The following is a 26,033-nucleotide window of genomic DNA, read 5'->3' on the forward strand; positions in this document are numbered from 1 at the left end:
GGGCGGTAGCGGCGGCTGAGCCCGCCAGTGCACCGCAATCCAATGGAATTCGGGGTGGGCGCCTGCATGGGCGCCCACCTTGTCGTCTGGGTCCTTCGCCGCGGCGCGTGACGGACAAATCCCTTTTGGGCTCAACCGCCGGCAACGGATGGCTGTGATCCCAACTCCGGCCCTGCCGGCGCTGCGCCTGATGTGGGCGCCGGCCTTTTCAGACAGCCGGCTAACCTCGGGGGAAATTTGGGGATTGCGCGGAAACGGCGCTTTTCATTTCCGATCAGTCGTGATTGATTTTGGTCGTTCGTGTTGCGCAGGATGGCCGGAGGGGCTTTGTGCGACTGATCTCGATCATGGTTGAACTGGGTGTGATTGTTGGCGGCCTCGGCCTTGAAACCGAGGCGCAGTGCCGCAATCTGGCGGTGATGGCCACCACCTCAATCCCTGACCCGGCTGAAGCCTTGCGTCTTCAGGAAGAACTGGCGACCCAGTTTTCCCTGCTTTCCTATGGCTCCGGCCTTGGAGTCGAACTTTCACCGCATTGGGACGAAATGCTCGATTTGGTCGAGCTGGTCCGCTGCGCCTCCAGCTTGAACTGATCAAGCCGGGCCTGTCCTACCTGGCGTAACCGGGACCGAGAGAGCCTCGGACATTTTGCAATCTCGACAGTTGTATCGGTTCGACCAACGAGGCGAGCGGACCAGGACCAACCCTGACACTGCGCTGGCGTCTCGCCATTGCCAATCCCTTCTCCAGGGCATCTTGAAGACTTGTCGTGTAGTGCGCGGTGTCTTCGAGGCCGAAGAAGAAGTTGATGCGATGGGTTTCGCCCCTCTTGCTCATGACAATCCCCGCCGCCCGGAGCGCTTCCTGAACTGTCTTGTACGTCATAGCCACGGTTCACCTCCTGCCGAGTACATTAAGGTCGCTCTTTTCTGTAACGAAACGGTGACGCTGACTGTGAAACAGGCAACATAGTCGGCCTTTGGCCAGACTATGCGCTTCCGCTACCCGGACTTGGCCGCCTGCAAACCAGGCGTTTTCAACGAGTTGAGGCGCGGACGATACAAACCTGTTGGGGCCGGTGCCGCACGCGCGGCACTCTGGCATGAAGGGGCAGGAAACCGCTACCGGTCCACGACCGACAGTCTGGGTAGGGGGCTGCCAACCTCAGCGAGCGCCGGCTCCTGCTGCGTTTCGCGGGCATTCACTGTCGCCCCACGCTGAGCGTCGCGCAGTCGGCCAAAAGCCGGCCATTGCTCAGAGACGGGTGTTCCCGTTCCACATCGCGTCCGGCACCACCACCAGCTTGCCGACGAAATCCTTGGCGATGAAGTCTGCTTGCGCCTTGTGGAAATCGGACAGCCTGTAGACGCCGCCGACCAGCGGCCGGATTTTTTGCGCCTCGATGTAGCGCACGATGCGGCGGAAATCCGCGCGCGTGCCCTGGCTGGATCCGTGGAGCTGCAGCTGCTTGAGATACATGGTGCGGAGATCGAGCTGCACCACCGGACCAGCGATCGCGCCCGCCGTCGTGTAGCGGCCCTCGGGCCTGAGGATGCGCAAGAGGTCGTTGAACATGGCGCCGCCGACCAGGTCGGCCACGACATCGATCGGCTTGCCGCCCGTCGCCTCGTTCACGGCGGCTGGCAGGTCTGAGACACCACGGGTGATGACGGCTTCGGCGCCGATGTCGCGCACCGCCTGTTCCTTGCCCGTGCCGGCGACGGCGTAAGGGATGGCGCCGCGTGCCCGCGCCAGCTGCACGATGCCTGAGCCGACACCACCCGAGGCGCCGGTGACCAGCACCCGCTCGCCGGCCTTCAGCGCGGCGCGCTCCAGCATCTGCTCGCCGGTGAGATAGGCGCAGCAGAAGGTGGCGAGTTCGATGTCGCTCAATTCGGTGTCGACGACATGCGCGTTCTCGGCCGGCACCGCCTGATATTCGGCATAGCCGCCATCGCGGCCATGGCCCATATAATCGATATCGGCCAGTGAATCGTCGTCGCGGTTGTAGATGGAGAAGTCGACCATCACCCGCTCGCCGAGACGAGCAGGTGAGACGCCGTCGCCGACGGCGGCGATGGTGCCGACCGTATCGGTGCCCTGGATGCGCGGGAAGGTCAGCGTGTTACCCTGGCGCCGCCAAGTCGATACCGCTGCCGCGTCTTCCTCCGAGCCATAGGCGCCCTGGCGCACCCAGACATCGGTGTTGTTCATGCCGCAGGCACTGACCTTGACCAGCACTTCGCCGGGGGCAGGTGAGGGCACTTTCACGTCGGTGCGGTAGACGAGTTTTTCCGGTCCGCCATGGCCGGTGAGCAGCACGGCGGCCATGGTGGCGGGGAGGTTTTTGGTCATGGCGTTCATGGGTCGATATCAGAGATTGGCAAATACGCTCTTCACCGCATCGGCGGTCTTCGCCACCACGATGTCGGCTTCCTCGCGGGTCAGGCATAGCGGCGGTGCGAAGCCGAGGATATCGCCCTGCGGCATCGCACGGCCGATAACGCCGCGCTCGGCGAGTGCTGTCGCGATCTGCGGACCGATCTTCTGCGGTGGATCGAAGAAGGCGCGGTCGTCGCGGTCCTTGACGAACTCGACCGCCGTCAGCATGCCGTCGCCGCGCACCTCGCCGACATGCTTGTGGCCGCCGACGGCCTTGGCAAGCTCGGCGCGGAAATAGGCGCCGGTCTCGCCGGCGTTTGTCACCAGGTCCATCTCGTCGATCAATTCGAGATTGGCGACACCCGCGGCAACGCAGATCGGATGCGCCGAATAGGTCCAGCCGTGACCGAGTGAACCGAGCTTGTCGGAACCCTGCACCAGCACCTGCCACATCTTGTCGGCGACGATGACGCCCGACAGCGGCGCATAGGCCGAGGTCAGGCCCTTGGCGATGGTGATGAGATCCGGCTTGAGGCCGTAATGGTCGGAGCCGAACATCGTGCCCAGCCGGCCGAAGCCGGTCACCACCTCGTCGGCGACCAGCAGCACGTCGTACTTCTTTAGCACCGCCTGGATTTTTTCCCAGTAGCCGGCCGGCGGCGGCACGATGCCACCGGTGCCGAGGATCGGCTCGCCGATGAAGGCGGCGACGGTGTCCGGGCCTTCGGCGAGGATCATCTCCTCGAGCTTGTCGGCGCAATGTTGCGAGAACTGCTCCTCACTCTGTGAACGGTCGGCACGGCGGAAATAGTAGGGCGCCTCGGTGTGCAGGATCGGCGCGCGCGGCAGGTCGAAGGCGTTGTGGAACAGGTCGAGCCCGGTCAGCGATCCGGTCATCACGCCGGAGCCGTGATAGCCGCGCCAGCGCGAGATGATCTTCTTCTTCTCCGGCCGGCCCAGCACATTGTTGTAGTACCAGATCAGCTTGATATTGGTCTCGTTGGCGTCGGAACCGGACAGGCCGAAATAGACCCTCGACATGCCCTTTGGCGCGCGGTCGATGATCATCTTGGCCAGCGTGATCGAGGCCTCGGTGCCGTGGCCGACATAGGCGTGATAGTAGGCGAGGTTCCTGGCCTGGGTGGCAATTGCATCCGATATCTTCTGGCGGCCGTAGCCGACATTGACGCAATAGAGGCCGGCGAAGGCATCGATGCTCTTCTTGCCATTGTTGTCCCAGACGGTGACGCCTTCGCCGCCGGCCATGACGCGCGCCGGCGATTCACCCCGCGCGTGCATGCCCATATGGGTCGAGGGATGGAAGAAGTGGTCGCGGTCCCAGGCGGCGAGTTCGTTGGACTGTTCGAGCATTTTCTTACTCCTGAAAGGAAGGTCGGCGCAGCCTAGGCTACATCGAGACAAAGGTATTTGAGATCGGTGAAGGCCTCGAGCCCGTGGCGAGACCCTTCGCGGCCGATGCCGGACTGCTTGACGCCGCCGAACGGGATCGGCGCGCCGGTGATATTGACCCGGTTGATGGCGACCATGCCGTAGTCGAGCGCGCGGCCCAGGCGCAGCTGCCGGGCACCGTTCGCGGTCACGACATAGGCGACGAGACCGTACTCAGTGGCATTGGCGCGCGAGATGACCTCCTCCTCGCTATCGAACGGCATCACCGCCGCGACCGGACCAAAGGTTTCCTCGCGGATGATCAGCGCTTCGTCGGGCACATCGACAAGCAGCGTCGGCTGGTAGAACAGCGGTCCGGCAGGATGCCGCTTCCCGCCGGCGAGGCAAAGCGCGCCACGGGCAAGGGCGTCAACGACCTGCTCTTCGACTTTGTTGACGGCACGCTCGTGCATCAGCGGTCCGATGTCGGTTTCATCAGCCAGACCATTGCCCGTCCGCAGCGTCTCGATTCGCTTGGCGAAGGCGGCGCAGAAACGATCGTAGATCGGACGCTGGACATAGATGCGGTTGGCGGCAAGACAGTCCTGGCCGGAGGTGGCGAATTTGGCGTCGAGCGCGATCGTCACCACCTTGTCGAGATCGGCGTCGTCGAAGACGATCAGCGGCGCGTGGCCACCGAGCTCCATCACCAGGCGCTTCATTGTCGGCGCACTCTGCGCGGCGATCAGCCTGCCGATTTCGGTCGAGCCGGTGAAGCTCATGGCGCGGACGCGGGCGTCCTCGCACATTGCGCTGACGATAGTGCGGGCATTGCCGGTGAGGACGTTGAAAACACCAGCGGGCAGCCCGGCGCGCTCGCCGAGTTCGGCCAGTGCCAGCGCCGACAGCGGCGTTTCAGAAGAGGGATGCGCAACAATGGTGCAGCCGGCGGCAAGTGCGGCCGCCGCCTTGCGCGTCAGCATCGCCGAGGGAAAGTTCCACGGTGTGACGACGCCGACGACGCCGAGCGGCTCACGCCGCACCATCATCTCGGCGCCAGGCAAATGGCTGGTGACGCTCTCGGCGTTGAGGCGTTTTGCTTCCTCGGCATACCACTCGACGAAGGAGGCGGCGTAGTCGATCTCGCCGAGCGACTCCTTCAGCGGCTTGCCTTGTTCCAGCGTCATCAGCAGCGCCAAATCCTCCTTGGCAGCAACGATCAGCTCGAACCATTTTCGCAAGATCTTCGACCGCTCCTGCGGCAGCAGCGCCCGCCAGGCCGGAAAGGCGCGCGCGGCAGCATCGATCGCTTTCGTCGTCTGCCCGGCATCGAGCGCGGCGACGAAGGCAACGGTGGCGCCGGTCGCCGGATCGGTGACCTCGAAACTTTCGGCCGCCTCACTTGCCGTCCAGTGGCCGTCGACATAGGCGAGGGCGCGCAGCAGTCGGCGGTCGGCGAGGCGGTCGAGCGCTTCATGGCGCAACTGGCGGGCAAAATGCGCGGACATCGATGGTCTCCCGGTGCCGAGGCGATGCGGAAAGACTATTCGCGCGGTTGAGACAGAGAGACTGTTTCACCGCCGGCGCGTAGAGAGATTGTCTCTATTCGTCGCGCGAAGCAGACGATCTCTCTGCCTCACGCTTGCAGCGGCAGCAGATCGGCCACCGGCAGCACCGTCTCGTCCTTCACGGTCTTGGTGACGATGTAGGTGAAGTAGCGGTCGATGCCGATCTCGCGCTCGAGCAACGCGTCGACCAGCCGCTGATAGGCGTCGATGTCGCGCGCCATCACCTTCAGCACATAGTCGACGCCACCGCCGACCGACCAGCAGGCGACGATCTCCGGAATGTCGCGGATGACGCGCTCGAAGCGGTCGAAATCGGCCTGGCGGTGGCTGGCTAAAGTCACCTCCATCAGCACCGTGGCGACCGGGGCGACGGCGCGCATGGCGATCGAAGCATGATATCCCGAAACGATGCCGGCCTTTTCCAGCTTGCGCAGCCGCATCCAGCACGGCGTCGGCGACAGGCCGACCTTGTCGGCCAGCGCCAGCTTGGTAATGCGCCCGTCGCGCTGGATGGCGTCGAGGATCTTAAGGTCGATCGGATCGAGTTTGGCTGCGGCCATGGGCGTCCACTTTTTGCTGCCCGCCACCATGGGGGCGCATGATTTCGATTGTCAATTGCACTGATTTCGATCTCTAATAAGTCATGACATTGTGGCAACCCGATCCCGCGCTCATTCGCCGCCCGGCCTACCAGTCGCTCGCCGACCAGTTCGCGCGCGCCATTCATGACGGGCGGCTCGCCAATGGCGCCCGGCTGCCGACGCATCGCCGGCTGGCCGACGAGCTGAAACTGTCGGTGCAGACGGTGAGCCGCGCCTACGAGGAATTGATCCGCCGCGGCCTTATCTCCGGTGAGATCGGCCGTGGCAGCTTCGTGCAGACGCAGCGCCGCGAGCCGGAGCCGCCCTATCTGCCGGAGCGGCTGGGCGAGGTCATCGACCTCTCGATCCTAAAGCCGGTCTGCGAGCCGATGCATCTGGAACGGCTGAAGCAGGCGCTGGGGTGGCTGGCCGAGAACCTGCCGTCGAGTTCGGCGCTGTCGTTCCGTCCGAACATGGTGTTTCCGCGCCATCGGGCGGTGGCGGTGGAATGGCTGAGGCTCTGCGGCCTCGAAGCCTCGCCGCAGAACATCAGCCTGACCAATGGCGCCACCGCCGGAATGACGGTGGCGCTGATGAGCGTGGCGCCGCCCGGCTCGACAGTCGCCACCGAGGCAATCGGCCACCACACGCTGGTGCCGCTCGCCCGTTACCTCGGCTTCAACCTCGAGGGTCTGCCGATCGACGGCAACGGCCTGATCCCGGAAGCGCTCGACGAAGCCTGCAGGCTCTCCGATATCCGCGCCGTGTTCGTGCAGCCTTCGGTGATCAACCCGACGGCAACGCTGATGGACGCCGCGCGGCGCGAGCAGATCGCCGCGGTTGCGCGCAAGCACGACATCGTCATCATCGAGAACGATGTGCTCGGCCCACTGGTCGAGGACCGTCCGCCGCCGGTCGCCGCCTTCGCGCCCGAGCGCACGCTCTACGTCACCTCCTTCACCAAGATCACCGTGCCCGGCCTGCGCATCGGCTATCTCGCCGCGCCCGACCGCTATGTCGCCGCCGTCGCCAACCGCCACCTCGTCTCCAACTGGATGGCGACGCCGCTGGTAGCCGAGATCGCCACGAAATGGGTTACCGACGGCACGGCGATGGAGTTGGTGCGCTGGCAGCGCGCGGCGCTGAGGCGACGCCGGGACATAGCCGCGGAAGTGCTGGCCGGCGTCGACTATCGCGTCCACCGCGATGGGCTGCATCTGTGGCTTGAGCTTCCCGGCGACCGTGCCGAGGAAAGCTTCGTTGCGCAGGCCCGCCTGCAAGGCGTGGCGATCGCGCCCGGAATATCCTTCCGCATCGCCGAGGCGCCTTGGCACCCTGCCGTGCGCATCTCGCTGGGATCGACCACGGAAGGGGAACTGCGCGCGGGCTTAGGCGTTGTCGCCAAGCTTCTGCTTGGCGATCCGGAGCATCTCCTGCTCGCCATCTGATGCATGTCCGCCTAAGAACGCTGCGCGCTTTTGGGCACAGATTGCCCTGAAATTGGGCGACGTCGGAAATATTGTCATGATATTATTTTCCTAATTGACATGATTTCGCGCGTTCCGCATCGTTAAGGGCATAGGCTTCTCCAGAACGGGGAAATTGATTGCCCGCACCCATCATCAAGGTCGACGCCATTTCGAAAAGCTTCGGCGCCTTCAAGGTGCTGGACGGCCTGTCGATGCAGGTCATGCCCGGCGAGAAGCTGGCGCTGATCGGCCCGTCCGGCTCCGGCAAGACCACGATCCTGCGCATCCTGATGACGCTGGAGAAGATCGACGGCGGCCACATCCAGATCGACGGCGAACAGCTCTATCACATGGAGCGCAACGGCCAGTTGCTGGCCGCCGACGAGCGGCATCTGGCCAAGATGCGACAGAAGATCGGCATGGTCTTCCAGCTGTTCAACCTGTTCCCGCACAAATGCGTCATGGACAACGTCACGCTGGCGCCGATGCTGACCAAGGGTATGGCGCGCGCCGCCGCCGAAAAGCGGGCGATGGAATTGCTCGACATGGTCGGCATGGCCGACAAGGCGAAGGCAATGCCGGCGCAGCTTTCCGGCGGCCAGAAGCAGCGCGTCGCGATTGCCCGCGCACTGGCCCTCTCCCCCAAGATCATGCTGTTCGACGAAGTCACCTCGGCGCTCGATCCTGAGTTGGTCGAGGAGGTGCTGAACGTCATGCGCAAGCTCGCCGCCGAGACCGACATGACGATGCTTCTGGTCACCCACGAGATGGGCTTTGCCCACGACTTCGCCGACCGGGTGCTGTTCTTCGATCGCGGCAGGATCGTCGAGGAAGGCAAGCCCGACGAGATTTTCCGCCACCCAAAGCAGGAGCGCACGCAGGGCTTCCTGAAGAAGATCATCGCGGCCGGACACCGTGTCTGACCGCTATGCAAAAGGCGACAAGGTCGTCCTTAGGGCGGCGAACGCCGTCCCGAGGCGACGAAGTCGTCCCTCAAAAGGCGGCAACGCCGTCCTCTAGGCGGCGCAAGCCGTCGCAAAGCAAACCAAGAAGACAGAACAAGGAGTTGGGAACAGTGAAAAAACTTGGCATTCTGGCCGGCGTCGCCGGCCTTGCACTGACGGCCGTTCTTGCCGCCTCGAGCGCCGGCTCGGCCGACGACAGCAAGCTCGAGCAGTTGAAGGCACAGGGCTTTGCCCGCGTCGCCATCGCCAACGAGCCGCCCTATACGGCGGTCGCCGCCGACGGCAAGGTCTCGGGCGCGGCGCCAGACGTGGCGCGTGAGATCTTCAAGCGCCTCGGCGTCGGCGACATCGTCGCCTCGATCTCCGAATATGGCGCCATGATCCCGGGCTTGCAGGCCGGCCGCTTCGACGTCGTCACCGCCGGCCTGTTCATGAAGCCTGAGCGCTGCGCGGCGGTCGCCTATTCCGAGCCGGTGCTTTGCGACGCCGAGGCGATGCTGGTCAAGAAGGGCAATCCGAAGGGCTTCAAGAGCTATGAGGATGTCGCCAAGGACTCTTCCGCCACGATCGGTGCGCCGGGCGGCGGCACCGAAGAGAAGCTGGCGCTCAATGCCGGCGTGCCGCGCGATCGCGTCATCGTCGTGCCGGACGGCCAGAGCGGGTTGAAGATGCTGCAGGACGGCCGTATCGACGCCTATTCGTTGCCCGTTCTGTCGATCAACGACCTGGTCAAGAAGGCCAACGATCCGAACCTCGAAGTCATCGCCCCGGTGCAGGGCGCGCCGGTCTATTGCGACGGCGCCGCCTTCAAGAAAGGCGACGAGGCGCTGCGCGACGCCTATGACGTCGAGCTTGCCAAGCTGAAGAAGTCCGGCGAGTTCGCCAAGATCATCGAGCCCTACGGCTTCTCGGCCGCGGCGGCGATGTCGACGACGCGCGACAAGCTCTGCGCGGCGAAGTAGGGCGCGCTTTTTCCTTCTCCCCGTTCACGGGGAGAAGGTGGCTCGAAGAGCCGGATGAGGGGCGGCGCTGTACTTCAGTTGGTTCGCGCTGCCCCTCATCTGCCTGCCGGCACCTTGTCCCCGTGAGCTGGGAGAAGGACCCAAGAACCGCCAACGTTGGAACCCAGATGACCCAGTGGTCCGGCTATCTCGGCCTGATATTGCAGGGAGCGCTTGTCACCATCGAGCTGACGCTGATGGGATCGGTGCTCGCCCTGATCATGGCCTTTCTCGCCGGCATGGGGCGGCTGTCGCGCTTCTTCGTGCTGCGGGCGCTTGCCACCACCTATATCGAATTCTTTCGTGGCACCTCGATCTTCGTGCAGCTGTTCTGGGTCTATTTCGTGCTGCCTCTTGCCGGCATATCGCTGACGCCGCTGCAGGCCGGCGTGCTGGCGCTGGGCTTGAATGTCGGCGCCTATGCCGCCGAAGTGGTGCGCGGCGCCATCCAGTCGGTCGGCCGCGAGCAATATGAGGCTTGCATCGCGCTCAATCTTGGCCGCTGGCAAGGCATGCGCCATGTCATCCTGCCGCAGGCGCTGCTTGTCATGCTGCCGACCTTCGGCAACAATGCCATCGAGCTCCTCAAGGCGACCTCCGTCGTCTCGCTGATCTCGCTCGCCGACCTCACCTTCCAGGCGCAGGTGGTGCGCTCTCAGACCGGCAACACGCTGATGCCGTTCACCGCCATCCTGATCATCTATTTCGTACTGGCGCTGATCATCTCGTGGGGCGTGCGCTCGCTGGAACGCCGCATGGCGCGCGGCCTCGACGGAGTGCGCGTGTGATGGAATGGGATTGGAATTTTGTCAGGGAGATCCTGCCGACGCTGATCCAGGGGGTGAAGATCACCATCCTGGCGACGCTGCTCGGCTCGGTGCTGGCGGCGATCGTCGGCCTGGCGATCGCGCTGGCGCGGCGCTCGCCGAACCGGGCCCTATCGCGCAGCGTCGGCTTCCTTGCCGAATTCATCCGCGGCACGCCGCTTCTGGTGCAGCTTTATTTCATCTTCTACGTGCTGCCGGATTTCGGCATCCTGTTGCCGCCGCTGGTTGCCGGCGTCATCGGGCTCGGACTGCACTATGGCACCTACACGGCGGAAGTTTATCGCGCCGGCATCGACAATGTGCCGCGCGGCCAATGGGAAGCCGCCAAGGCCTGCAATCTGAGCGCCGGGCAGACCTGGACCCACATCATCATCCCGCAGGCGATCCCGCCGATGATCCCGGCTTTGGCCAATTATTTCATCGCCATGTTCAAGGAGACGCCGCTGCTTTCGGCGATCACCGTGCTGGAGCTGATGAACCAGGCCAAGAGCGTCGCCAACACCTATTACCGCTACATCGAGCCGATGACCCTGGTCGGCGCCTTTTTCCTGGTCATCAGCCTTTTCTCGGTCGTGCTGCTGCGCTGGCTGGAACATCGCTACGGCAAGATCGAAAGGTAGTTTCCATGAAACCTCTGCCCGAGATCGGACTGATGCCGACCAAGCCGGCCCTCGACGAGCGTCCGTTGGAGAAGCGCGTCGGCCTGATCATCCTTGCCACCGACCACACCAGCGAACCGGATTTTCGCCGCATGGTGGCGAGCGACAGGATCGGCGTCTATGTCGCCCGCATCCCCTACAAGAATCCGACCACGCCGGAGAATTTGCGCAAGATGCAGCCGGAGCTGTCGGCCGGCGCGGCACTGATCCTGCCGGACGAGCCGCTCGATGCGATCTGCTATTCCTGCACTTCGGCCTCGGTGGTCATCGGCGATGCCGAGATCGAGGCGGCGGTGCAGGCCGCTAAGCCCGGCGTACCGGTGGTGACGCCACCGATGGCCGGCGTGCGCGGGCTTAAGGCGCTGGGCGCGAAAAGGATCAGCATCCTCACCCCATACACCGTCGAGACCAGCCGGCCGATGGCGACCTACTTCGCCGAACGCGGCTTTGACATACTGAGCTTCACTTGTCTTGGCTTCGAGGACGACCGCGAGATGGCGCGCATTGCGCCGGCCTCGCTGGTCGAACTGGCCCGGGAAGCAACGCATGCAGAGGCCGATGCGTTGTTTGTCTCCTGCACGGCACTGCGGGCAGCCCTTGCGGTGCCCGGCATGGAACAGGCGATCGGTCTCCCCGTTGTCACCAGCAACCAGGCCAGTGCCTGGAACTGCCTGCGGCTTTGTGGCGACGACAAGCAGCGTCCCGAATTCGGCCGGCTGATGACGCTGCCGCTTGGTTGATAAGATGACAGAGGTCACGCTTCAGCATATTCGCGCAGCGCGCGACCGCATTGCCGGCAAGGTCGAGGAAACGGCGACCGCGCTTTCCCTGAGTCTTTCCGAGCACTTGGGTGCACCGGTTTACCTCAAGCTCGAACACCGCCAGACCACCGGCAGCTTCAAACTGCGCGGCGCATCGAACGCCATCGCCTCGCTAAACCCTGAAGAGAGGTCGCGCGGTGTTGTCGCGGCCTCGACCGGCAATCATGGCCGGGCGCTCGCCCATGCGGCAAAGCTCGAAGGCCTGCGTGCGGTGATCTGCATGTCGCGGCTGGTGCCCGAAAACAAGCTGGACGCCATCCGCCGCCTCGGCGCCGAGATCCGCATCGTCGGCAACAGTCAGGACGACGCGCAGCAGGAGGTCGATCGGCTGGTCGGGGAGGAGGGCCTGGTCATGCTGCCGCCTTTCGATCATCCCGACATCGTCGCCGGGCAGGGGACGCTGGGGCTGGAGATCATCGAGCAGGTTCCGGGCGCGGCAACGGTGCTGGTGCCGCTGTCCGGCGGTGGGCTGGCCTCGGGCGTTGCGGCTGCCGTCAAGGGCGTCAGCCCGAGGACAAAGGTCATCGGCGTTTCGATGGCGCGCGGCGCCGCGATGAAGGCGAGCCTCGATGCCGGCCGCCCGGTTCAGGTCGAGGAATTGCCGACACTGGCGGATTCGCTTGGCGGCGGCATCGGCCTCGAAAACCGGCTGACCTTCGCCATGTGTCGCGACCTGCTCGACAACGTCATACTGCTCAGCGAGGATGAGATCGCCGCCGGGATCCGTCATGCCTATGAGCAGGAACGCGAGATTGTCGAGGGCGCCGGCGCGGTCGGCATAGCGGCGCTGCTGACCGACAAGGTCAGGGCGAAAGGCCCGGTGGTGCTCATCCTGTCCGGCCGCAACATCGATATGACGCTGCACCGCCGGATCGTCTGCGGCGAGGCGCCATCAACCGTGGAGCGCGCAGCATGAACCGGATGACCATCCTCACCGAAGCCGAACTCCGCAAGATCGTGGCGCTCGATCTCGACGCCGTCGCTTGCGTCGAGAACGCTTTTCGCGCGCTTGCCACCTTGCCGGTGGCGATGCCGCCGATCCTGCGCCTCGACATCCACGAACATCGCGGCGAGGTCGATGTGAAGACCGCCTATGTGCCGGGCATCGACGGTTTCGCCATCAAGATCAGCCCCGGCTTCTTCGACAACCCAAAACTCGGCCTGCCCAGCGTCAATGGCATGATGGTGCTCTTGTCGGCGAAGACCGGGTTGGTCGAGGCGCTGTTGCTCGACAATGGCTATCTCACCGACATCCGTACCGCCGCCGCCGGCGCGGTCGCGGCGAAACATCTTTCTCGACCGGATTCCACCGTTGCCGCGATTTTCGGCGCCGGCGTGCAGGCCGGACTGCAACTCCAGGCACTGAGGCTGGTGCGACCGATCGAAGAAGCCCGCATCTGGGCGCGCGATGCCGCCAAGGCGGAAGCCACTGCGGCCGGCTTACGCAAGAAGCTCGGCATCATCGTGCGCGCCGAGCCCGATGCGGCAGAGGCGGCCGCCGGCGCCGACATCATCGTCACCACCACGCCGTCGACCGAGCCGCTGATCAAGGCCGGGTTCATTGTGGCCGGCCAGCACATCACCGCTATGGGCTCGGACGCCGAGCACAAGAACGAGATCGCGCCGGCGATCCTGCGCATGGCCGATCTCTATGTCGCCGACAGCGCCAAGCAGACCCGGCGTCTCGGCGAATTGCATCACGCCATCGCCGCCGGCGTGATGGAAGCCGACGCCGATGTCACCGAACTCGGCCAGATCATCGCCGGCGAAAAGCACGGCCGGCGCTCGGCCAGCGACATCACTGTTGCCGACCTGACCGGCACCGGTGTGCAGGACACCGCAATTGCCACGCTGGCTCGCGACCGCGCACGGGCCGCCAACGCCGGAACCATTTTCGAAAGCTGATGCTGGCCGCGAGGCCCAACAAACAAGGATCAAGAACAATGCAGCCAAACCTGAAATTCTCGCGCGGCGAATATGCGGAGCGCCTTGCCAAGACCCGGAAGGCCATGGAGGAAAAGGGCGCCGATCTCCTGATCGTCAGCGATCCCTCCAACATGGCCTGGCTGACCGGCTATGACGGCTGGTCCTTCTATGTGCATCAAGCTGTCATCGTGCCGCCGTCGGGCGAGCCGGTCTGGTATGGCCGCGGCCAGGACGCTAATGGCGCCAAGCGCACCGCCTACCTCGCCCACGACAACATCGTCGGCTACGCTGACCATTACGTTCAATCGACCGAGCGCCATCCGATGGATTTTTTGGCCAGCGTGCTTGCCGATCGCGGCTGGGGCAAACTGACCGTCGGCGTCGAGATGGACAATTACTGGTTCTCGGCGGCTGCCTTCGCCTCGCTGCAGAAGCACCTGCCCAACGCGCGCTTCGTCGACACCACCGCGCTGGTCAACTGGCAGCGCGCGGTAAAGAGCCCGACTGAGATCGACTATATGCGCAAGGCGGCCCGCATTGTCGAAGCCATGCACCAGCGCATCGTCGACAAGATCGAGGTCGGCACCCGCAAATGCGATCTCGTCGCCGAAATCTACGATGCCGGCACGCGCGGCGTCGACGGTATTGGTGGCGACTATCCGGCGATCGTGCCGCTGCTGCCATCGGGCGCCGATGCCTCGGCGCCGCATCTGACCTGGGACGACAAGCCGATGAAGTCGGGCGAGGGCACCTTCTTCGAGATTGCCGGCTGTTACAATCGTTACCATTGCCCGCTGTCGCGCACCGTTTTCCTCGGCAAGCCGACGCAGGAATTCCTCGATGCCGAAAAGGCGACGCTGGAAGGCATGGAGGCCGGCCTTGCCGCCGCAAAGCCCGGCAACACCTGCGAGGATATCGCCAACGCCTTCTTCGCCGTTTTGAAGAAATACGGCATCGTCAAGGACAACCGCACCGGCTATCCGATCGGCCTGTCCTATCCGCCGGACTGGGGCGAGCGCACCATGAGCCTGCGCCCCGGCGACCGCACCGAACTCAAGCCCGGCATGACCTTCCATTTCATGACCGGCCTGTGGCTGGAGACGATGGGTCTCGAGATCACCGAATCCATCCTGATCACCGATGATGGCGTCGAGTGCCTGGCCAATGTGCCGCGCAAGCTGGTGGTTAAGGATTGAGCCCGATGTCCAGCCTTCGTCCTTCGCCGATCGCACCAACCGTCGATTTCGACCGCGACGGCGTCCAGCACGGTTTTTTGCGCCTGCCCTACAGCCGCGACGATTCCGCATGGGGTTCTGTCATGATCCCGATCTGCGTCATCCGCAACGGCAAGGGGCCGACGGCGCTGCTGACCGGCGGCAACCACGGCGACGAGTATGAGGGGCCGCTGGCGCTCTATGACCTTGCCCGCACGCTTGACCCGAAAGAGGTCAGCGGCACGGTGATCATCGTGCCGGCGATGAACTATCCGGCCTTCCGCGCCGGCACCCGCACGTCGCCGATCGACAAGGGCAATCTCAACCGCAGCTTTCCCGGCCGTCCCGATGGGACGGTGACGGAGAAGATCGCCGACTATTTCCAGCGCGAGCTCTTGCCACGCACCGACATCGCGCTCGATTTCCATTCCGGTGGCAGGACGCTCGACTTCGTGCCGTTCTGCGCCGCCCATATCCGCCCCGACAAGGTGCTGCAAGCCAAGAGTTTTGACGCGGTCGAGGCGTTCTCGGCACCGTGGTCGATGAAGATGCTGGAGATCGACGCGGTCGGCATGTTCGACACCGCCGCAGAAGAGATGGGCAAATTGTTCATCACCACCGAGCTCGGCGGTGGCGGGACGTCTCGCGCGGAGACGGTGCGGATCGCCAGGCGTGGCGTGCTCAATGTGCTTCGCCATGCCGGCATCGTCGCCGGTGCGGTCGAGAAGGTCAGAACCCAATGGCTGGATATGCCGTCGGGCGATTGCTTCTCCTTCGCCGAGGACGACGGCATGATCGAAACGATGGTCGATCTCGGCGAGAAGGTGGAAGAGGGGCAAGTGCTGGCACGCATCCATTCCGTCGGCCGTACCGGTGTCGCGCCGCGCGAGATCAGGGCCAGGATGTCGGGCCTGCTGGCGGCGCGGCATTTTCCCGGCTTGGTCAAGACAGGCGATTGTGCAGCCGTTGTGGCCGTGTTGGTCGGTTGATGATCTCCGATGAAGGTCCGTCAGGGCCGAGCAATCGTCGTACACGGATCTTTCGCTGACGCGCCCGCGCAATTCGGAAATTCAGATCACCGCTTCCTCGAGGAAAGGCTCGTTGCGTGGGATCCGTTCATAGCCAAAAGGCGACAGGTCGAGCGTCTGGAAGGCGCCGTGAACGATCAGTTCGGATACAGCGCGGCCGACAGCCGGCGATTGCTGCAATCCATGCCCGGAGAACCCGTTGGCGAACATGAAGTTCGTCACCTCAGGGTGGAAGCCGACGATGCCGTTGTGGTCCAGCATGTTGTATTCATAGTGGCCGGTCCAGCTTGTCTGAACCTTCAAGGCATCGAACGCAGGAATGCGGTGCCAAAGCGCGGGCCAGATCCGCTCTTCGAATTCCTCATGGTGCATTTCGAAATCGTCGTAGTCCGCCGGACCGTCGTCGAGCGGCGTATTGCCGGTCAGGAAAAGCTCGCCTTCCGGCCGCACGAAAGTGCCCGAGAGGTCGATCACGTTTGGCATCCGGCCGGGGATAGGCGTGGCGCTCGAAAAGACGAAACTGTACCGCTTGTAAGGCGCGACCGGGATCGACAGCCCTGCCATGGCGGCGACCTGCTGGGCACGCGGGCCGGCCGCATCGACAAGGGTTCCGCACGAGATGGTCTGGCCGGTCGCCAGCCTTGCCGCGACGACCTTCCCGCCCACGGCGTCCAGTCCGGTTACCGCGTTGTCCACGTACTCCACGCCTGAGCCGCGCGCGGCGCGGCGAAAGCCGTTGAGCAGGCCCATCGAATCGAACCAGCCTTCGTCGCGCGATCCCCAGGCGCCGCCGCCGAGATCCTCGACGTTGAGCCAGGGAAAGCGGTCCTTCAACGGGCCCGGCTCTAGGAACAGCGTATGGGCGCCGAGGCTACGCTGCAGGTCGACGCGCGCACGGGCCGCTTCGACGCCCTCGGGTGAGCAGCAATAGAGATAGCCATGTTCACGGAAGCCGAGGTCAGGTGCCGGCTCGCCCTTGAAGTAGGGCGCCATCCGCTCGGCAAAGCCACGGATGATCTCGATGCCGAACTGGCTGATCTTGACGTTGATCGGGTTTGAGTACTGCTGGCGGATCGCACTGGTGGACAGCGCGGTGGAGGAGAACTCGTAGCTGCTGTCGCGCTCGACCACCAGGATCGATGCGCTTGTGCCGAGCGCCTGGCTCAGCCAGTAGGCGATCGACGATCCGACCGCCGCGCCGCCGACGATGACGATATCGTAGCTGGTGCGGGCAGGGGTTTTGTAGGGTGGAATGGCCATGGCGCGCTTTCGTCAGTTATTGAAGGAAGCGATCAGGGCGTCGGAGCCGCGCGCCAAAAGGCCGAGATCCGAACCGACCGCGACCATGGCGAAGCCATCCGCAACATAGCGGTCGGCGTCGGCCTTCGCGGGCGCCAGGATGCCGCTCGCCTTGCCGGCCGTCGCGGCGGCCTGACGCACCGACGAAATCGCCTGCTGGACGTGTTGGGCTCCCGGATTTCCCATGGCGCCCATATTGGTCGAAAGGTCGCCGGGACCGACGAAGAGGACGTCGACGCCGTCCACCGCCGCGATCTCCGCTGCGTTGGCAACGCCGGTTTCGCATTCGATCTGCACGGCCAGCAACTGCTGCTTGCGCGCATTGGCATGATAGCCTGCGATGCGGCCGAAGGCATTGGCGCGATGGCCGACGGAGAAGCCGCGGAAGCCGAGCGGCGCGTAGCTCATCGCGGCGACGATCGTGCGGGCCTGGTCCGCCGAGCGCACATTCGGGATCATCAGGCTGCGGGCGCCGATATCCATTGCCTGCTTGATCAGGTTTGGGTCGTCTGACGGCAGGCGCACGACGCCTTCGCAGGCAAAGCCGCCAAGCACCTGGAGCTGCGCCATCACGCTGCGCAAATCGTTGGGGCTGTGCTCGCCATCGATCAGCAGCCAGCCAGCACCTGAGCCCGCGACCACCTCCGTCGTCAGGGCGGACGCCAGCGAACACCAGATGCCGATATGCGGCCGTCCTTCAGCCACGGCCGCCTTCAAGGGATTTGGGCGCTCCTGCATTTCATAAACTCCAGCAAAACATGGATTGAAATTTGTATGATGTCATATATCATACCTGCATCGAGCCGCAACTGATCTTGCAGGCCGTGTCACAAAAAGGTGGTGGATGAGGATCGGCTTTATCGGGCTGGGTGTGATGGGCGCTCCGATGGCGCGCTGAGCGGCCACGAATTGTCAAACGAAAGGGTATGAATACGATGCGCGGAACCGGCAAGGCGGATGTCTTCGTGATGCTGGCCCATCCTGTGGGCCATGCGAAGAGTCCCGGAATGTTCAACGAGATCTTCGAACAGAAGGGCCTCGACAGCCTGATGGTGCCGTTGAGCTGCCGTCCCGAGGATTTCGAGACATTCTGGGCAGGCATCACCGCTGCCGAGAACATCCGCGGGGTGATCATTTCGGTGCCCTACAAGACGGCGGTCTATCACAAATGCGCGGCCGCGCATGATCGGGCGGCACGGGTGCAGAGCGCCAATTCGGTGCGCCGCCAGGCCGACGGAACCTGGTATGCCGACAATTTCGACGGCGTCGGTTTCATCGACGGATTGAAGGCCGGCGGCCATCAGATCGCCGGCCGGCGCGTCCTGCAGGTGGGGGCAGGGGGCGCGGGCGCTTCGCTGGCCTATTGCCTTGCCGAAGCCGGTGCCGAGGAGATCCGCCTGGCGGACATCGATGCCGACCGAGCCGGGAAACTGGCGGGGCTGGTTGCCAAGGCGTTTCCGAACTGCCGCATCCAGGTCGGTGATGCCGATCCCTCGGGCATGGATATGGCGATCAACGCTACGCCAGTCGGAATGCACGCGGGCGATCCACTGCCGCTGGATGTCAGCAAGCTGACGCCGGACATGACGGTCGTGGACATCATCATGGAACCGGCCGAGACGGCCTTGCTGCGCGCGGGGCGCGAAAGAGGCTGCCGCGTCCAGCCGGGGCGCCCGATGATGGATTTCCAGGTCCGCGGCATGTCGGAATTCTTCGACATCGAGCGCAAGGACCGCGGCAATGGCTGAGGCGCAAACGGTCGTCGTGATCGGCGGCACCTCGGGTATCGGCCACGCGATTGCCTTGCGCTTTGCCGAGGAGGGCTTGCGTGTCGCCGTGTCGGGGCGCGACACGGCGCGCGGCCATGCCGTTGCCGCCGCTTGCGAGGCCGCGGGCGCACCTGCCGCCCGATTTTTCGAGACGGATGTCGGCAATGCCGCGTCGGTCGAAGCGCTGGCACGGTCCGTCGAGGTGGCGTTCGGCGTGCCGCACGTCGTCGTCAACTGCGCCGGCATGCTGCAGAGCGGCAAGCGCGTTCTCGACCAGGGCCTGGACGAGGACGAGAAGATGTGGCGCGTGAACTATCGCGGCACGTTGCTCGGCTGCCAGGTGTTCGGCAGGTTGATGTCGGCCGCGGGACGGGGCGCCATCCTGAATGTCGGCTCGCTTGCGTCATTTGCGCCGCTTTCGCTTCCGGCCTATACGCCCGGCAAGCACGCGGTGCTGGCGCTGACACAGATTCTCGCCGCCGAGCTCGGCCCGCAAGGCGTGCGGGTGAACGCGGTCGCGCCCGGCTATACGCTCTCGGACGGGCTGAAGGCCAAGATCGCCAGCGGCGAGCGCAATCCCGAGGCCATCAAGGCGACCACGGCGCTGCGCCGCTTCGTCAATCCGCGCGACGTGGCGGAGGCCGCCTTGTTCCTGTGCTCGGACCGCGCCGCGTCGATCACCGGGGTGACCTTGCCGGTCGATGCCGGCTGGCTCGTCCAGGCGCCCTATGCCCAGTACCTGCAGGGCAACCCGATCCGTCCCACTCCCAGTGCATGACGAGAAAGCCAATGAACGCTATCCAGCGGTTTGCATTCGACACGCGTATCCATCACGGCGTCATCCACAATGGCACGCTCTACTTGACCGGGCAGGTCGCCACGCCCGGCCAGTCCGCGGCAAACCAGATGCGTGAAGTGCTCAGCAAGATCGACGCGCTGCTCGCCAAGGCCGGCACCGACAATACAAGCATCCTGCACGTGCAGATGTGGCTGGACGACATCCGCGATTTCGACGAGGTCAATACGGTCTGGGACGCCTGGATGCCGAAGGAACATGCGCCGGCCCGCTCGTCCGGCGAAGGCCGGATGGCGAAGCCTGGCATGCTGGTCGAGTTGGTCGTGACGGCGGCGGTTTGAAAGGCCTTGCCGGTTTGGGGCATCATCCCGGCATTCGGACCTTTCATTTGGCATCCGGGCATGGTGGAAGGAGACCGATGACCAAGCGCAAGCCACTTTCCACTGTCGTGGCGGAAAGCCTGTCGGAGAAAATACGCTCGGGGAGGCTGCAACCCGGCGCGCAGTTGCCGACCGAGGCCGAGCTTTGCGCCGAATATGATGTCAGCCGCACGGTTGTGCGCGAAGCCGTGGCGCGGCTGCGCTCCGAAGGCATGGTGATCCCCCAGCAGGGGCGCGGCATGTTCGTCAGCGAGGCGCCGGCGCCGCGCAATTTCTCGATACCGCAGGACGCGCTCAAGACCTTGCCGGAAACCGTGTCTCTGCTGGAATTGCGGTTGAGCGTCGAAGTGGAGGCCGCCGGCCTTTGCGCCGAGCGCCGGACGGAAGCAGAGGCCGGCACCATTCGCACGCTGATGGAGCAGGTTGACGCCCGTAATGAGGATCCCGGCGCGGTGCCGGTCCACTACGATTACGATTTTCACCTGGCCATCGCCAAATCGGCGCGCAACGAGTTCATCCACGGCTTCCTGGAGTATTTGCGCCCCGTCATCGTGCCGCGCTTCCAGCTTGGTCACGTGGTGGTTCCCGAACTCAAGGATGCGTACTATGCGCGCATCCACAGCGAGCACCGGAAGATCGTCGAAGCCATCGAGAAGCAGGATGGCCGCGCCGCGCGGGACGCCATGCGCAAGCATCTTCAAAACAGTCTGGAGCGTGTCCGTGCTCTTGCGCTGGCGTCCGGCGTCGAAACGACGGACGCGGCGCAGAAGGCCGCGGCGGCCTCGCTTTTCTCCGATCTGAAAGGGTCGGTTGCCCCGACGCGTTGATCAGTCGGAAAGCGGTCCTGCCAACAAGGGCCGGCAGGCGGTTTCTCAACCAAAGGCAAAGCCAGGTTTTTCGCTCAAGATAGTTGGCCGCGGGCGATTCCGCTTGAGAGAGGTCGGCCAATTTCCGCGGTAGACCCCGAGTTTTGTGGGAATGCAGCATTTGCGGACCGCAGTGCGGCAATGTCGTGCCATTGGTCGATGAGAAAGCTTATCTTTCCTTTTTCCTGGTTTTCTTGGTTTCACTGTGCCGGCTAAAGCCACACACTGATCTCCAGAGAACGGGGAAGCCCACGTGACGACAGCCTTCATCACAGGAGCGACGAGCGGCATCGGGCGAGCGATGGCGTTGGCGCTCAGCGAGGCAGGCTACGATGTCTATGCCGTCGGCCGCAGCAAGAGCGCGCTGGAGGAATTGCGGGCCACGCGACCCGGGATCACGCCCATCGCCGTCGACGTCACCGACCGGGAGGCGCTCGAGGCTGTGGTCAGCGATCTGCACATAGACGTGCTGATCAACAATGCCGGTGTGATGCCGCCGCTCGGCAATTTCGCCGACATGAAAATATCGGACATCGACACCACGCTGGAGGTCAACCTCAGCTCGGCGATCATACTCACCCGGCTGGTCGTGCCGCAGATGCGCGATCGCGGGGCAGGGCACATCGTGTTCACCGGCTCCTCGGCTGGCCATGCCGCCTTTCCGAATGTAGCCGTCTATTCCGCGACCAAGGCGGCGATCGCGGGTTTTGCCGCGGCGCTGCGGGCCGACCTCTCCAGCCACGGCATCCGCGTGACGGAGATCGTGCCGGGTCGGGTCGAGACGCAGCTCTACAAAGACATCCTCGGCGCCAAGGCTCGCGCCGCCATGTATGCCGGCAATGTCGCGGTCCAGCCCGAAGACGTGGCCCGGATGGTCGTCGCCCTGCTTGGTTTGCCCGCCTGGGCCGACGTTACCCGTTTCGACATCATGCCAACCCGCCCGACCACCCCCAGCGGCAGCAAGTAAGGACGTAGGACACATGAAGGGTCTTTCGATACTCATCGTTGGTGGCGGTTCCGGCCTCGGCGCGCTGCTGGCCCGCATGGCGGTCGACGAAGGCGCCGCCAAGGTCGGCATCATCGACATCAACCCGGAGGCGGCTGAAGCAGCACTTGAACCGGCGCGCGCAAAAGGCCTGCCGACGGCCTTTGCCAAATGCGACATCCAGGTCGGGCCGCAGTGCCACGCTGCCTTCGATGCCATCGCTTCGAAGCTGGGGCGCATCGACACGGTGATCAACTCTGCCGCGATCTATCCCCGCCGCCCGCTGCTCGAAATCAGCGACGCCGAATGGGACGCCTCCAACGGCATCAACATCAAGGGCACCTACCACATGATGGTCGCGGCCGTCCGGCATATGCAGTCGCAGGAACCCAAGGCCGAGATTCGCGGGCGCATCGTCAACCTGACGTCGGTGGACGCCTTCAAAGCGCATCCGCAGAACGCCCACTATGCGGCAACGAAGGCGGCGGTGGTCAGCCTCACCCGCTCCTTCGCGCATCACGTCGCCAAGGACGGTATCCTCGTCAATTCCGTGGCTCCAGCCGGCATGGCGACCGAGCGCGCGGCTGCTCTCGGCTTCCTCGATGAACTGGCCAAGGCGAGCCCGCTGGGCCGCGGCGCGCAGCCGACGGAAATCGCCGAATGGGTGCTGATGGCCGGTGGCCCCAGGAACACCTACATGACCGGTGAAAACATAATTGTTTCAGGTGGTTACATCTACGCTTGAGGTCCGTGCGCTGGCCGCTGTGACCGTGACGTGCCGTGCATGATGGAGTTCGAAAACCGGAAGGAGCTGAACGAACGATGACTGGCAAGCCGCGCCTTCCGCCGCTGAACGCCCTGCGGGTTTTTCACGCGGTCGCGCGGCATAAGAGCTTTCGGCAGGCCGCCGACGAATTGCTGGTAACGCCTCAGGCCGTCGGGCAGCAGATCAAGCTGCTGGAAGACACGCTGCAGGTGACACTGTTCGAGCGCAAGGGGCGCTCGATCGAGTTGACCGAGTCGGCGATCCTTTTGTCGCACTTCGTCAAGGCCGGGTTCGACGAGTTTGCCGAAGGCGTGCGCCGGGTTACCAAATCCACCTACCGGGATCGCATCAATCTCAATGCGAGCCCGTATTTCGCCACCCACTATCTGCTGCCGCGCCTGTCGCTGTTCCGCGAGATATTGCCGGGCGCCGATCTTCGGCTGACGACGATGGTCGATCTGCCCGACTTCGGACGCGACGATGTCGATATGACAGTGCAGTGGGGGTATGGCGGCTGGTCCGACTACGACACGACGCTGCTCGTGCCAGACCCGAAGATCATCTGCTGCACGCCGGCGATCGGCGGGCAGATCGGATCGGCGAAGGACCTGACCCGCTTCACGCTGCTGGACACGGTGAAGTCGAAGCGTCTGTGGCCTGACATCCTGCGGCACCTCGGCGTCGAGCTGGCGGACGGCGACCGCAGCATCGGCTTCGACGACGCCGCGACGATGCGGCGCGCGACGCTGCAGGGCATCGGCATCGGGCTCGTGTCGGTCATGGATGCCGAAGAAGATTTGCGATCGGGCGCGCTTGTCGCGCCGCTTGGGCGCGACGTGCTCGTCGACATGAAGGAGGAGGAAATACCGGGCTTCTACCTGGTCGTGCCCAGAGGGCACCTGCGCGTGAAAGCTGTCGCTGCCCTGCACCGATGGCTAACGCAACAAGCTTGGGGCAGCGATCTGAAGATCTCTGCCCTGCCGAAGCCGACCCCCCTTCTTGATTGAAGGCGGCTTTCAACCCGGGCTCGACAGCCCCAACAACATAAAAAATCCAACAACCTCAACAGCGGAGAATGACTATGCAGTTTCTCAAATGGGGGGCGGCTGCCGCCCTTGCGCTCAGCCTTGTCCAGATTTCAGCGCCGGCTCAGGCGGCGGGCGGCAAGACGCTCGAAACCGTCAAGGCGCGGGGCGTGCTCAATTGCACCGGCCATGACGGCTCGTATCTCGGTTTTGCCGAAGTCGACGACAAGGGCAACTGGAAGGGCATGGACGTCGACCTTTGCCGGGCCGTGGCCACCGCCGTCTTTGGTGATCCGGCGAAGCTGAAGATCGTGCCGATCAGCTGGGCACAGCGTTGGCCGTCGCTTCAGTCGGGCGATGTCGACATCGTCATCAAGGCTTCCGGCGGCACGCTAAGCCGCGACACGGAACTGGGTCTCCAGTTCTCGATGTCGTACTACCTCGGCACGACCAAGGTGATGGCGCACAAGGAGCTGAACCTGAAGTCGCTCAAGGACGCAGAGGGCGGCACGATCTGCATCCCGGCAGGCACGACCATCGAACAGCAGGTCGCGGCCTACAGCCAGAAGATCGGAATCAAGCTCGAGCCGGTCGTCATCGAAAAGACGGAAGAGCTCGAACAGGCTTACTTCTCCGGCCGTTGCGACCTCTATGCACAATGGGGTCCGGTGCTGGCCATCGCACGCGTGGCCAAGGGCAAGGTCGAAGACCATGTGATCCTGCCTGACGTGATCGCGGTCGAGCCGGAGGTCATGATCCTGCGGCAGGGTGACGACAATTGGGTCGACGTCGCCAACTGGACGCTCAGTGCCCTGCTGTTCGCGGAGCAGGAAGGCATCACCTCCAAGAATGTCGACGAGATCAAGGCCAAGCCGACGTCGCCGGCGGTCGCCAAGTTCCTGGGCGCCGCACCGGGCATGGGCAAGGGTCTCGGGCTGCCCGACGATTGGGCCTACAACGTCATCAAGAAGGTCGGAAACTACGCGGAGATCTTCGATCGCGATCTCGGCAAGGACTCGCCCTACAAGATGGATCGTGACCTGACCAATCTGTGGAACAATGGCGGCGTTCTGTTCCCGCTGGTGGTCGACTGACGCATAGCCGGCTCCGCCACTGCGGAGCCGGCCCTCCCTCCCAGGAAAGGTCGGTCGATGTTTAAGCTGCTGAGAAATCAGAAGGTTCGCAACGCATTGCTGCAGGCGCTCTATGTCGGCGCGCTCGGAGCGCTGGTTCTCGCCGGCACCCTGATCGCGCGGCAGAATCTCGCCGCCCAGGGCATCACCTCCGGTTTCGACTTCCTGTTCAAGTCGACCGGCTGGGATTTGGGCTTCTCGCTTCTGCCGGCATCGGCCAATGATCCCTATTGGTGGTACTTCGTAATCGGCATCCTCAACACGCTGTTTCTTGGCAGCTTCGGCCTCGCGCTGGCGACGCTGGTCGGAATGATCGTAGGTCTTGCACAAACGTCCGCGAATGATCTGGCAAAGCTGCTCGGCCGCACCTACGTGGACGTCTTTCGAAACATCCCTCTGATTCTGCAGGTGTTTTTCTGGTACGCGCTGATCACGCACCTGCCGACGCCGCGCAACGCGCATGAGGGCTGGGGCATGTTGCTCACGAGCCGTGGGCTCTACCTGCCTGTCCCGAACGTCGGCGGGCTGGCAATGCTGGCGGCTTCGTTGGCCGCGGTCGCGGCAATCGTCCTGCCAATCTGGCTGGGCCGGACATCCCTGCTCAGCCGCCCGCTGGGTCAACGAACCTCGGTGCAGCTTGCCGCCGTTGCAGCCGCGCTCGTATGCGCGGTGCTGTTTCTGTTTGTTGGCCGCCTGCCCGACACGCCGTTGCTTGATCTGCCCTCGCTGCAAGGCCTGAACCTGCGAGGCGGCCTGCGCATCCCGCCGGAGTTTTCCGCACTCGTCGTGGCCATCGCGATCTATGGCGGTTCCTATATCGGTGAGATCGTGCGCGGTGGCTTCAAGGCCGTCGGCAAAGGCCAGGTGGAGGCCGCCAGTTCGCTGGGGCTCACGCTCTGGCAGGTTTTCACGCTTGTCCGGTTGCCGCTTGCGCTGCGCGCCATGCTGCCGATCCTGGCCAACCAGTATGTCTGGCTGATGAAGGCGACCACGATGGGCATAGCAGTCGGCTTCACCGACTTCTTCATGATCACGGCGCTGACGATCAACCATTCCGGCCAGACCCTCGAAGCGATCGGCATTTTGATGGCCGGCTTCCTGATTATCAATCTGAGCCTGGCGGCTCTGTTCAACCGCATCAACAAAGCGATCGCCCTCAAGGGCAATCAACTGAGGGGATGAGA

The 26,033-nt window shown here is 64.0% G+C and carries 26 protein-coding genes; 20 read left to right on the forward strand and 6 right to left on the reverse strand.

Translation table 11 applies throughout. From position 1 onward, the window contains the following. The first annotated feature begins 329 nt into the window (after positions 1–329). On the forward strand, positions 330–593 hold the full coding sequence (locus DH08_RS29250; protein WP_192182740.1) for a hypothetical protein: 264 nt from the start codon (positions 330–332) through the stop codon (positions 591–593). 661 nt (positions 594–1,254) lie between these two features. On the opposite strand, the gene DH08_RS29260 is transcribed toward DH08_RS29250, so the two are convergent. From DH08_RS29260 to DH08_RS29275, 4 genes are all read right to left on the reverse strand, one after another. Then, positions 1,255–2,364 carry an alcohol dehydrogenase family protein gene (locus tag DH08_RS29260; protein WP_192182742.1) on the reverse strand — a complete coding sequence of 370 codons (1,110 nt, stop codon included), beginning with the start codon at positions 2,362–2,364 and terminating at the stop codon, positions 1,255–1,257. Between the two features lie 9 nt (positions 2,365–2,373). Continuing rightward, the gene (locus tag DH08_RS29265; protein ID WP_192182743.1) at positions 2,374–3,753 is read right to left on the reverse strand and encodes an aspartate aminotransferase family protein; all 1,380 of its coding nucleotides are present in this window, start codon (positions 3,751–3,753) and stop codon (positions 2,374–2,376) included. Positions 3,754–3,785: 32 nt separating this feature from the next. After that, complete coding sequence (locus DH08_RS29270; RefSeq protein ID WP_192182744.1) at positions 3,786–5,279, reverse strand: NAD-dependent succinate-semialdehyde dehydrogenase; 1,494 nt, start codon at positions 5,277–5,279, stop codon at positions 3,786–3,788. 128 nt (positions 5,280–5,407) lie between these two features. Further along, positions 5,408–5,899, reverse strand: coding sequence for an Lrp/AsnC family transcriptional regulator (locus DH08_RS29275; RefSeq protein ID WP_120013821.1), 492 nt, complete (start codon positions 5,897–5,899; stop codon positions 5,408–5,410). 83 nt (positions 5,900–5,982) lie between these two features. On the opposite strand from DH08_RS29275, the gene ehuR reads away from it, so the two are divergent. The 10 genes from ehuR (at position 5,983) to doeB (ending at position 15,791) form a co-directional block, all read left to right on the forward strand. Continuing rightward, a complete protein-coding gene (gene ehuR / locus DH08_RS29280) occupies positions 5,983–7,368 on the forward strand; it encodes a MocR-like ectoine utilization transcription factor EhuR (RefSeq protein WP_192182745.1) in 1,386 nt (461 codons plus the stop codon). Positions 7,369–7,526: 158 nt separating this feature from the next. Then, positions 7,527–8,312, forward strand: a complete 786-nt coding sequence (ehuA, locus tag DH08_RS29285; RefSeq protein ID WP_210328934.1) for an ectoine/hydroxyectoine ABC transporter ATP-binding protein EhuA — start codon at positions 7,527–7,529, stop codon at positions 8,310–8,312. Between the two features lie 170 nt (positions 8,313–8,482). After that, positions 8,483–9,316: an ectoine/hydroxyectoine ABC transporter substrate-binding protein EhuB gene (ehuB, locus tag DH08_RS29290; RefSeq protein WP_210328936.1), complete on the forward strand. Its 834-nt coding sequence runs from the start codon at positions 8,483–8,485 to the stop codon at positions 9,314–9,316. 167 nt (positions 9,317–9,483) lie between these two features. Next, positions 9,484–10,143, forward strand: a complete 660-nt coding sequence (ehuC, locus tag DH08_RS29295) for an ectoine/hydroxyectoine ABC transporter permease subunit EhuC (protein ID WP_192182747.1) — start codon at positions 9,484–9,486, stop codon at positions 10,141–10,143. Further along, on the forward strand, positions 10,143–10,802 hold the full coding sequence (ehuD, locus tag DH08_RS29300) for an ectoine/hydroxyectoine ABC transporter permease subunit EhuD (protein WP_192182821.1): 660 nt from the start codon (positions 10,143–10,145) through the stop codon (positions 10,800–10,802). The genes ehuC and ehuD overlap by 1 nt, the downstream gene beginning before the upstream one ends. 5 nt (positions 10,803–10,807) lie before the next feature. Next, the gene (eutA, locus tag DH08_RS29305) at positions 10,808–11,581 is read left to right on the forward strand and encodes an ectoine utilization protein EutA (protein ID WP_192182748.1); all 774 of its coding nucleotides are present in this window, start codon (positions 10,808–10,810) and stop codon (positions 11,579–11,581) included. Between the two features lie 4 nt (positions 11,582–11,585). Further along, entirely contained in the window at positions 11,586–12,578 is a 993-nt protein-coding gene (eutB, locus tag DH08_RS29310; RefSeq protein ID WP_192182749.1) for a hydroxyectoine utilization dehydratase EutB, read from the forward strand. Then, a complete protein-coding gene (locus DH08_RS29315; protein ID WP_192182750.1) occupies positions 12,575–13,567 on the forward strand; it encodes a cyclodeaminase in 993 nt (330 codons plus the stop codon). Before eutB ends, DH08_RS29315 begins: the two co-directional genes overlap by 4 nt. 38 nt (positions 13,568–13,605) lie before the next feature. Continuing rightward, the gene (doeA, locus tag DH08_RS29320; protein WP_192182751.1) at positions 13,606–14,784 is read left to right on the forward strand and encodes an ectoine hydrolase DoeA; all 1,179 of its coding nucleotides are present in this window, start codon (positions 13,606–13,608) and stop codon (positions 14,782–14,784) included. Between the two features lie 5 nt (positions 14,785–14,789). Then, entirely contained in the window at positions 14,790–15,791 is a 1,002-nt protein-coding gene (gene doeB, locus DH08_RS29325; RefSeq protein ID WP_192182752.1) for a N(2)-acetyl-L-2,4-diaminobutanoate deacetylase DoeB, read from the forward strand. A gap of 81 nt (positions 15,792–15,872) precedes the next feature. Here doeB and DH08_RS29330 read toward each other — a convergent pair whose 3' ends face one another. Next, positions 15,873–17,090 carry an NAD(P)/FAD-dependent oxidoreductase gene (locus tag DH08_RS29330; protein ID WP_192182753.1) on the reverse strand — a complete coding sequence of 406 codons (1,218 nt, stop codon included), beginning with the start codon at positions 17,088–17,090 and terminating at the stop codon, positions 15,873–15,875. Positions 17,091–17,102: 12 nt separating this feature from the next. Continuing rightward, positions 17,103–17,867, reverse strand: coding sequence for an HpcH/HpaI aldolase family protein (locus DH08_RS29335; RefSeq protein WP_192182754.1), 765 nt, complete (start codon positions 17,865–17,867; stop codon positions 17,103–17,105). Positions 17,868–18,055: 188 nt separating this feature from the next. Here DH08_RS29335 and DH08_RS29340 point away from each other — a divergent pair, with 188 nt between their 5' ends. The 9 genes from DH08_RS29340 to DH08_RS29380 all read left to right on the forward strand — a co-directional run bounded on the left by DH08_RS29340 (position 18,056) and on the right by DH08_RS29380 (position 26,031). Next, complete coding sequence (locus tag DH08_RS29340; protein WP_192182755.1) at positions 18,056–18,877, forward strand: shikimate dehydrogenase family protein; 822 nt, start codon at positions 18,056–18,058, stop codon at positions 18,875–18,877. Continuing rightward, the gene (locus tag DH08_RS29345) at positions 18,870–19,676 is read left to right on the forward strand and encodes an SDR family NAD(P)-dependent oxidoreductase (protein WP_192182756.1); all 807 of its coding nucleotides are present in this window, start codon (positions 18,870–18,872) and stop codon (positions 19,674–19,676) included. Before DH08_RS29340 ends, DH08_RS29345 begins: the two co-directional genes overlap by 8 nt. Positions 19,677–19,687: 11 nt before the next feature. Further along, positions 19,688–20,035, forward strand: coding sequence for a RidA family protein (locus DH08_RS29350; protein WP_192182757.1), 348 nt, complete (start codon positions 19,688–19,690; stop codon positions 20,033–20,035). 77 nt (positions 20,036–20,112) lie between these two features. After that, the gene (locus tag DH08_RS29355; RefSeq protein WP_192182758.1) at positions 20,113–20,901 is read left to right on the forward strand and encodes a FadR/GntR family transcriptional regulator; all 789 of its coding nucleotides are present in this window, start codon (positions 20,113–20,115) and stop codon (positions 20,899–20,901) included. Positions 20,902–21,193: 292 nt separating this feature from the next. Continuing rightward, positions 21,194–21,907 (forward strand): SDR family NAD(P)-dependent oxidoreductase, encoded by a 714-nt coding sequence (locus DH08_RS29360; RefSeq protein WP_192182759.1) that lies wholly within the window; start codon positions 21,194–21,196, stop codon positions 21,905–21,907. A 13-nt stretch (positions 21,908–21,920) separates the two neighbouring features. Then, positions 21,921–22,670 (forward strand): SDR family NAD(P)-dependent oxidoreductase, encoded by a 750-nt coding sequence (locus tag DH08_RS29365; RefSeq protein WP_192182760.1) that lies wholly within the window; start codon positions 21,921–21,923, stop codon positions 22,668–22,670. Positions 22,671–22,747: 77 nt separating this feature from the next. Further along, complete coding sequence (locus DH08_RS29370; protein ID WP_192182761.1) at positions 22,748–23,698, forward strand: LysR substrate-binding domain-containing protein; 951 nt, start codon at positions 22,748–22,750, stop codon at positions 23,696–23,698. 74 nt (positions 23,699–23,772) lie between these two features. Continuing rightward, positions 23,773–24,810 (forward strand): amino acid ABC transporter substrate-binding protein, encoded by a 1,038-nt coding sequence (locus DH08_RS29375; RefSeq protein ID WP_192182762.1) that lies wholly within the window; start codon positions 23,773–23,775, stop codon positions 24,808–24,810. Between the two features lie 57 nt (positions 24,811–24,867). Continuing rightward, positions 24,868–26,031, forward strand: a complete 1,164-nt coding sequence (locus DH08_RS29380) for an ABC transporter permease subunit (RefSeq protein ID WP_192182763.1) — start codon at positions 24,868–24,870, stop codon at positions 26,029–26,031. The last annotated feature ends 2 nt before the right edge of the window (positions 26,032–26,033 follow it).

The sequence above is a fragment of the Mesorhizobium amorphae genome (assembly GCF_014843845.1).
GTDB classification, from domain to species: domain Bacteria; phylum Pseudomonadota; class Alphaproteobacteria; order Rhizobiales; family Rhizobiaceae; genus Mesorhizobium; species Mesorhizobium amorphae_A.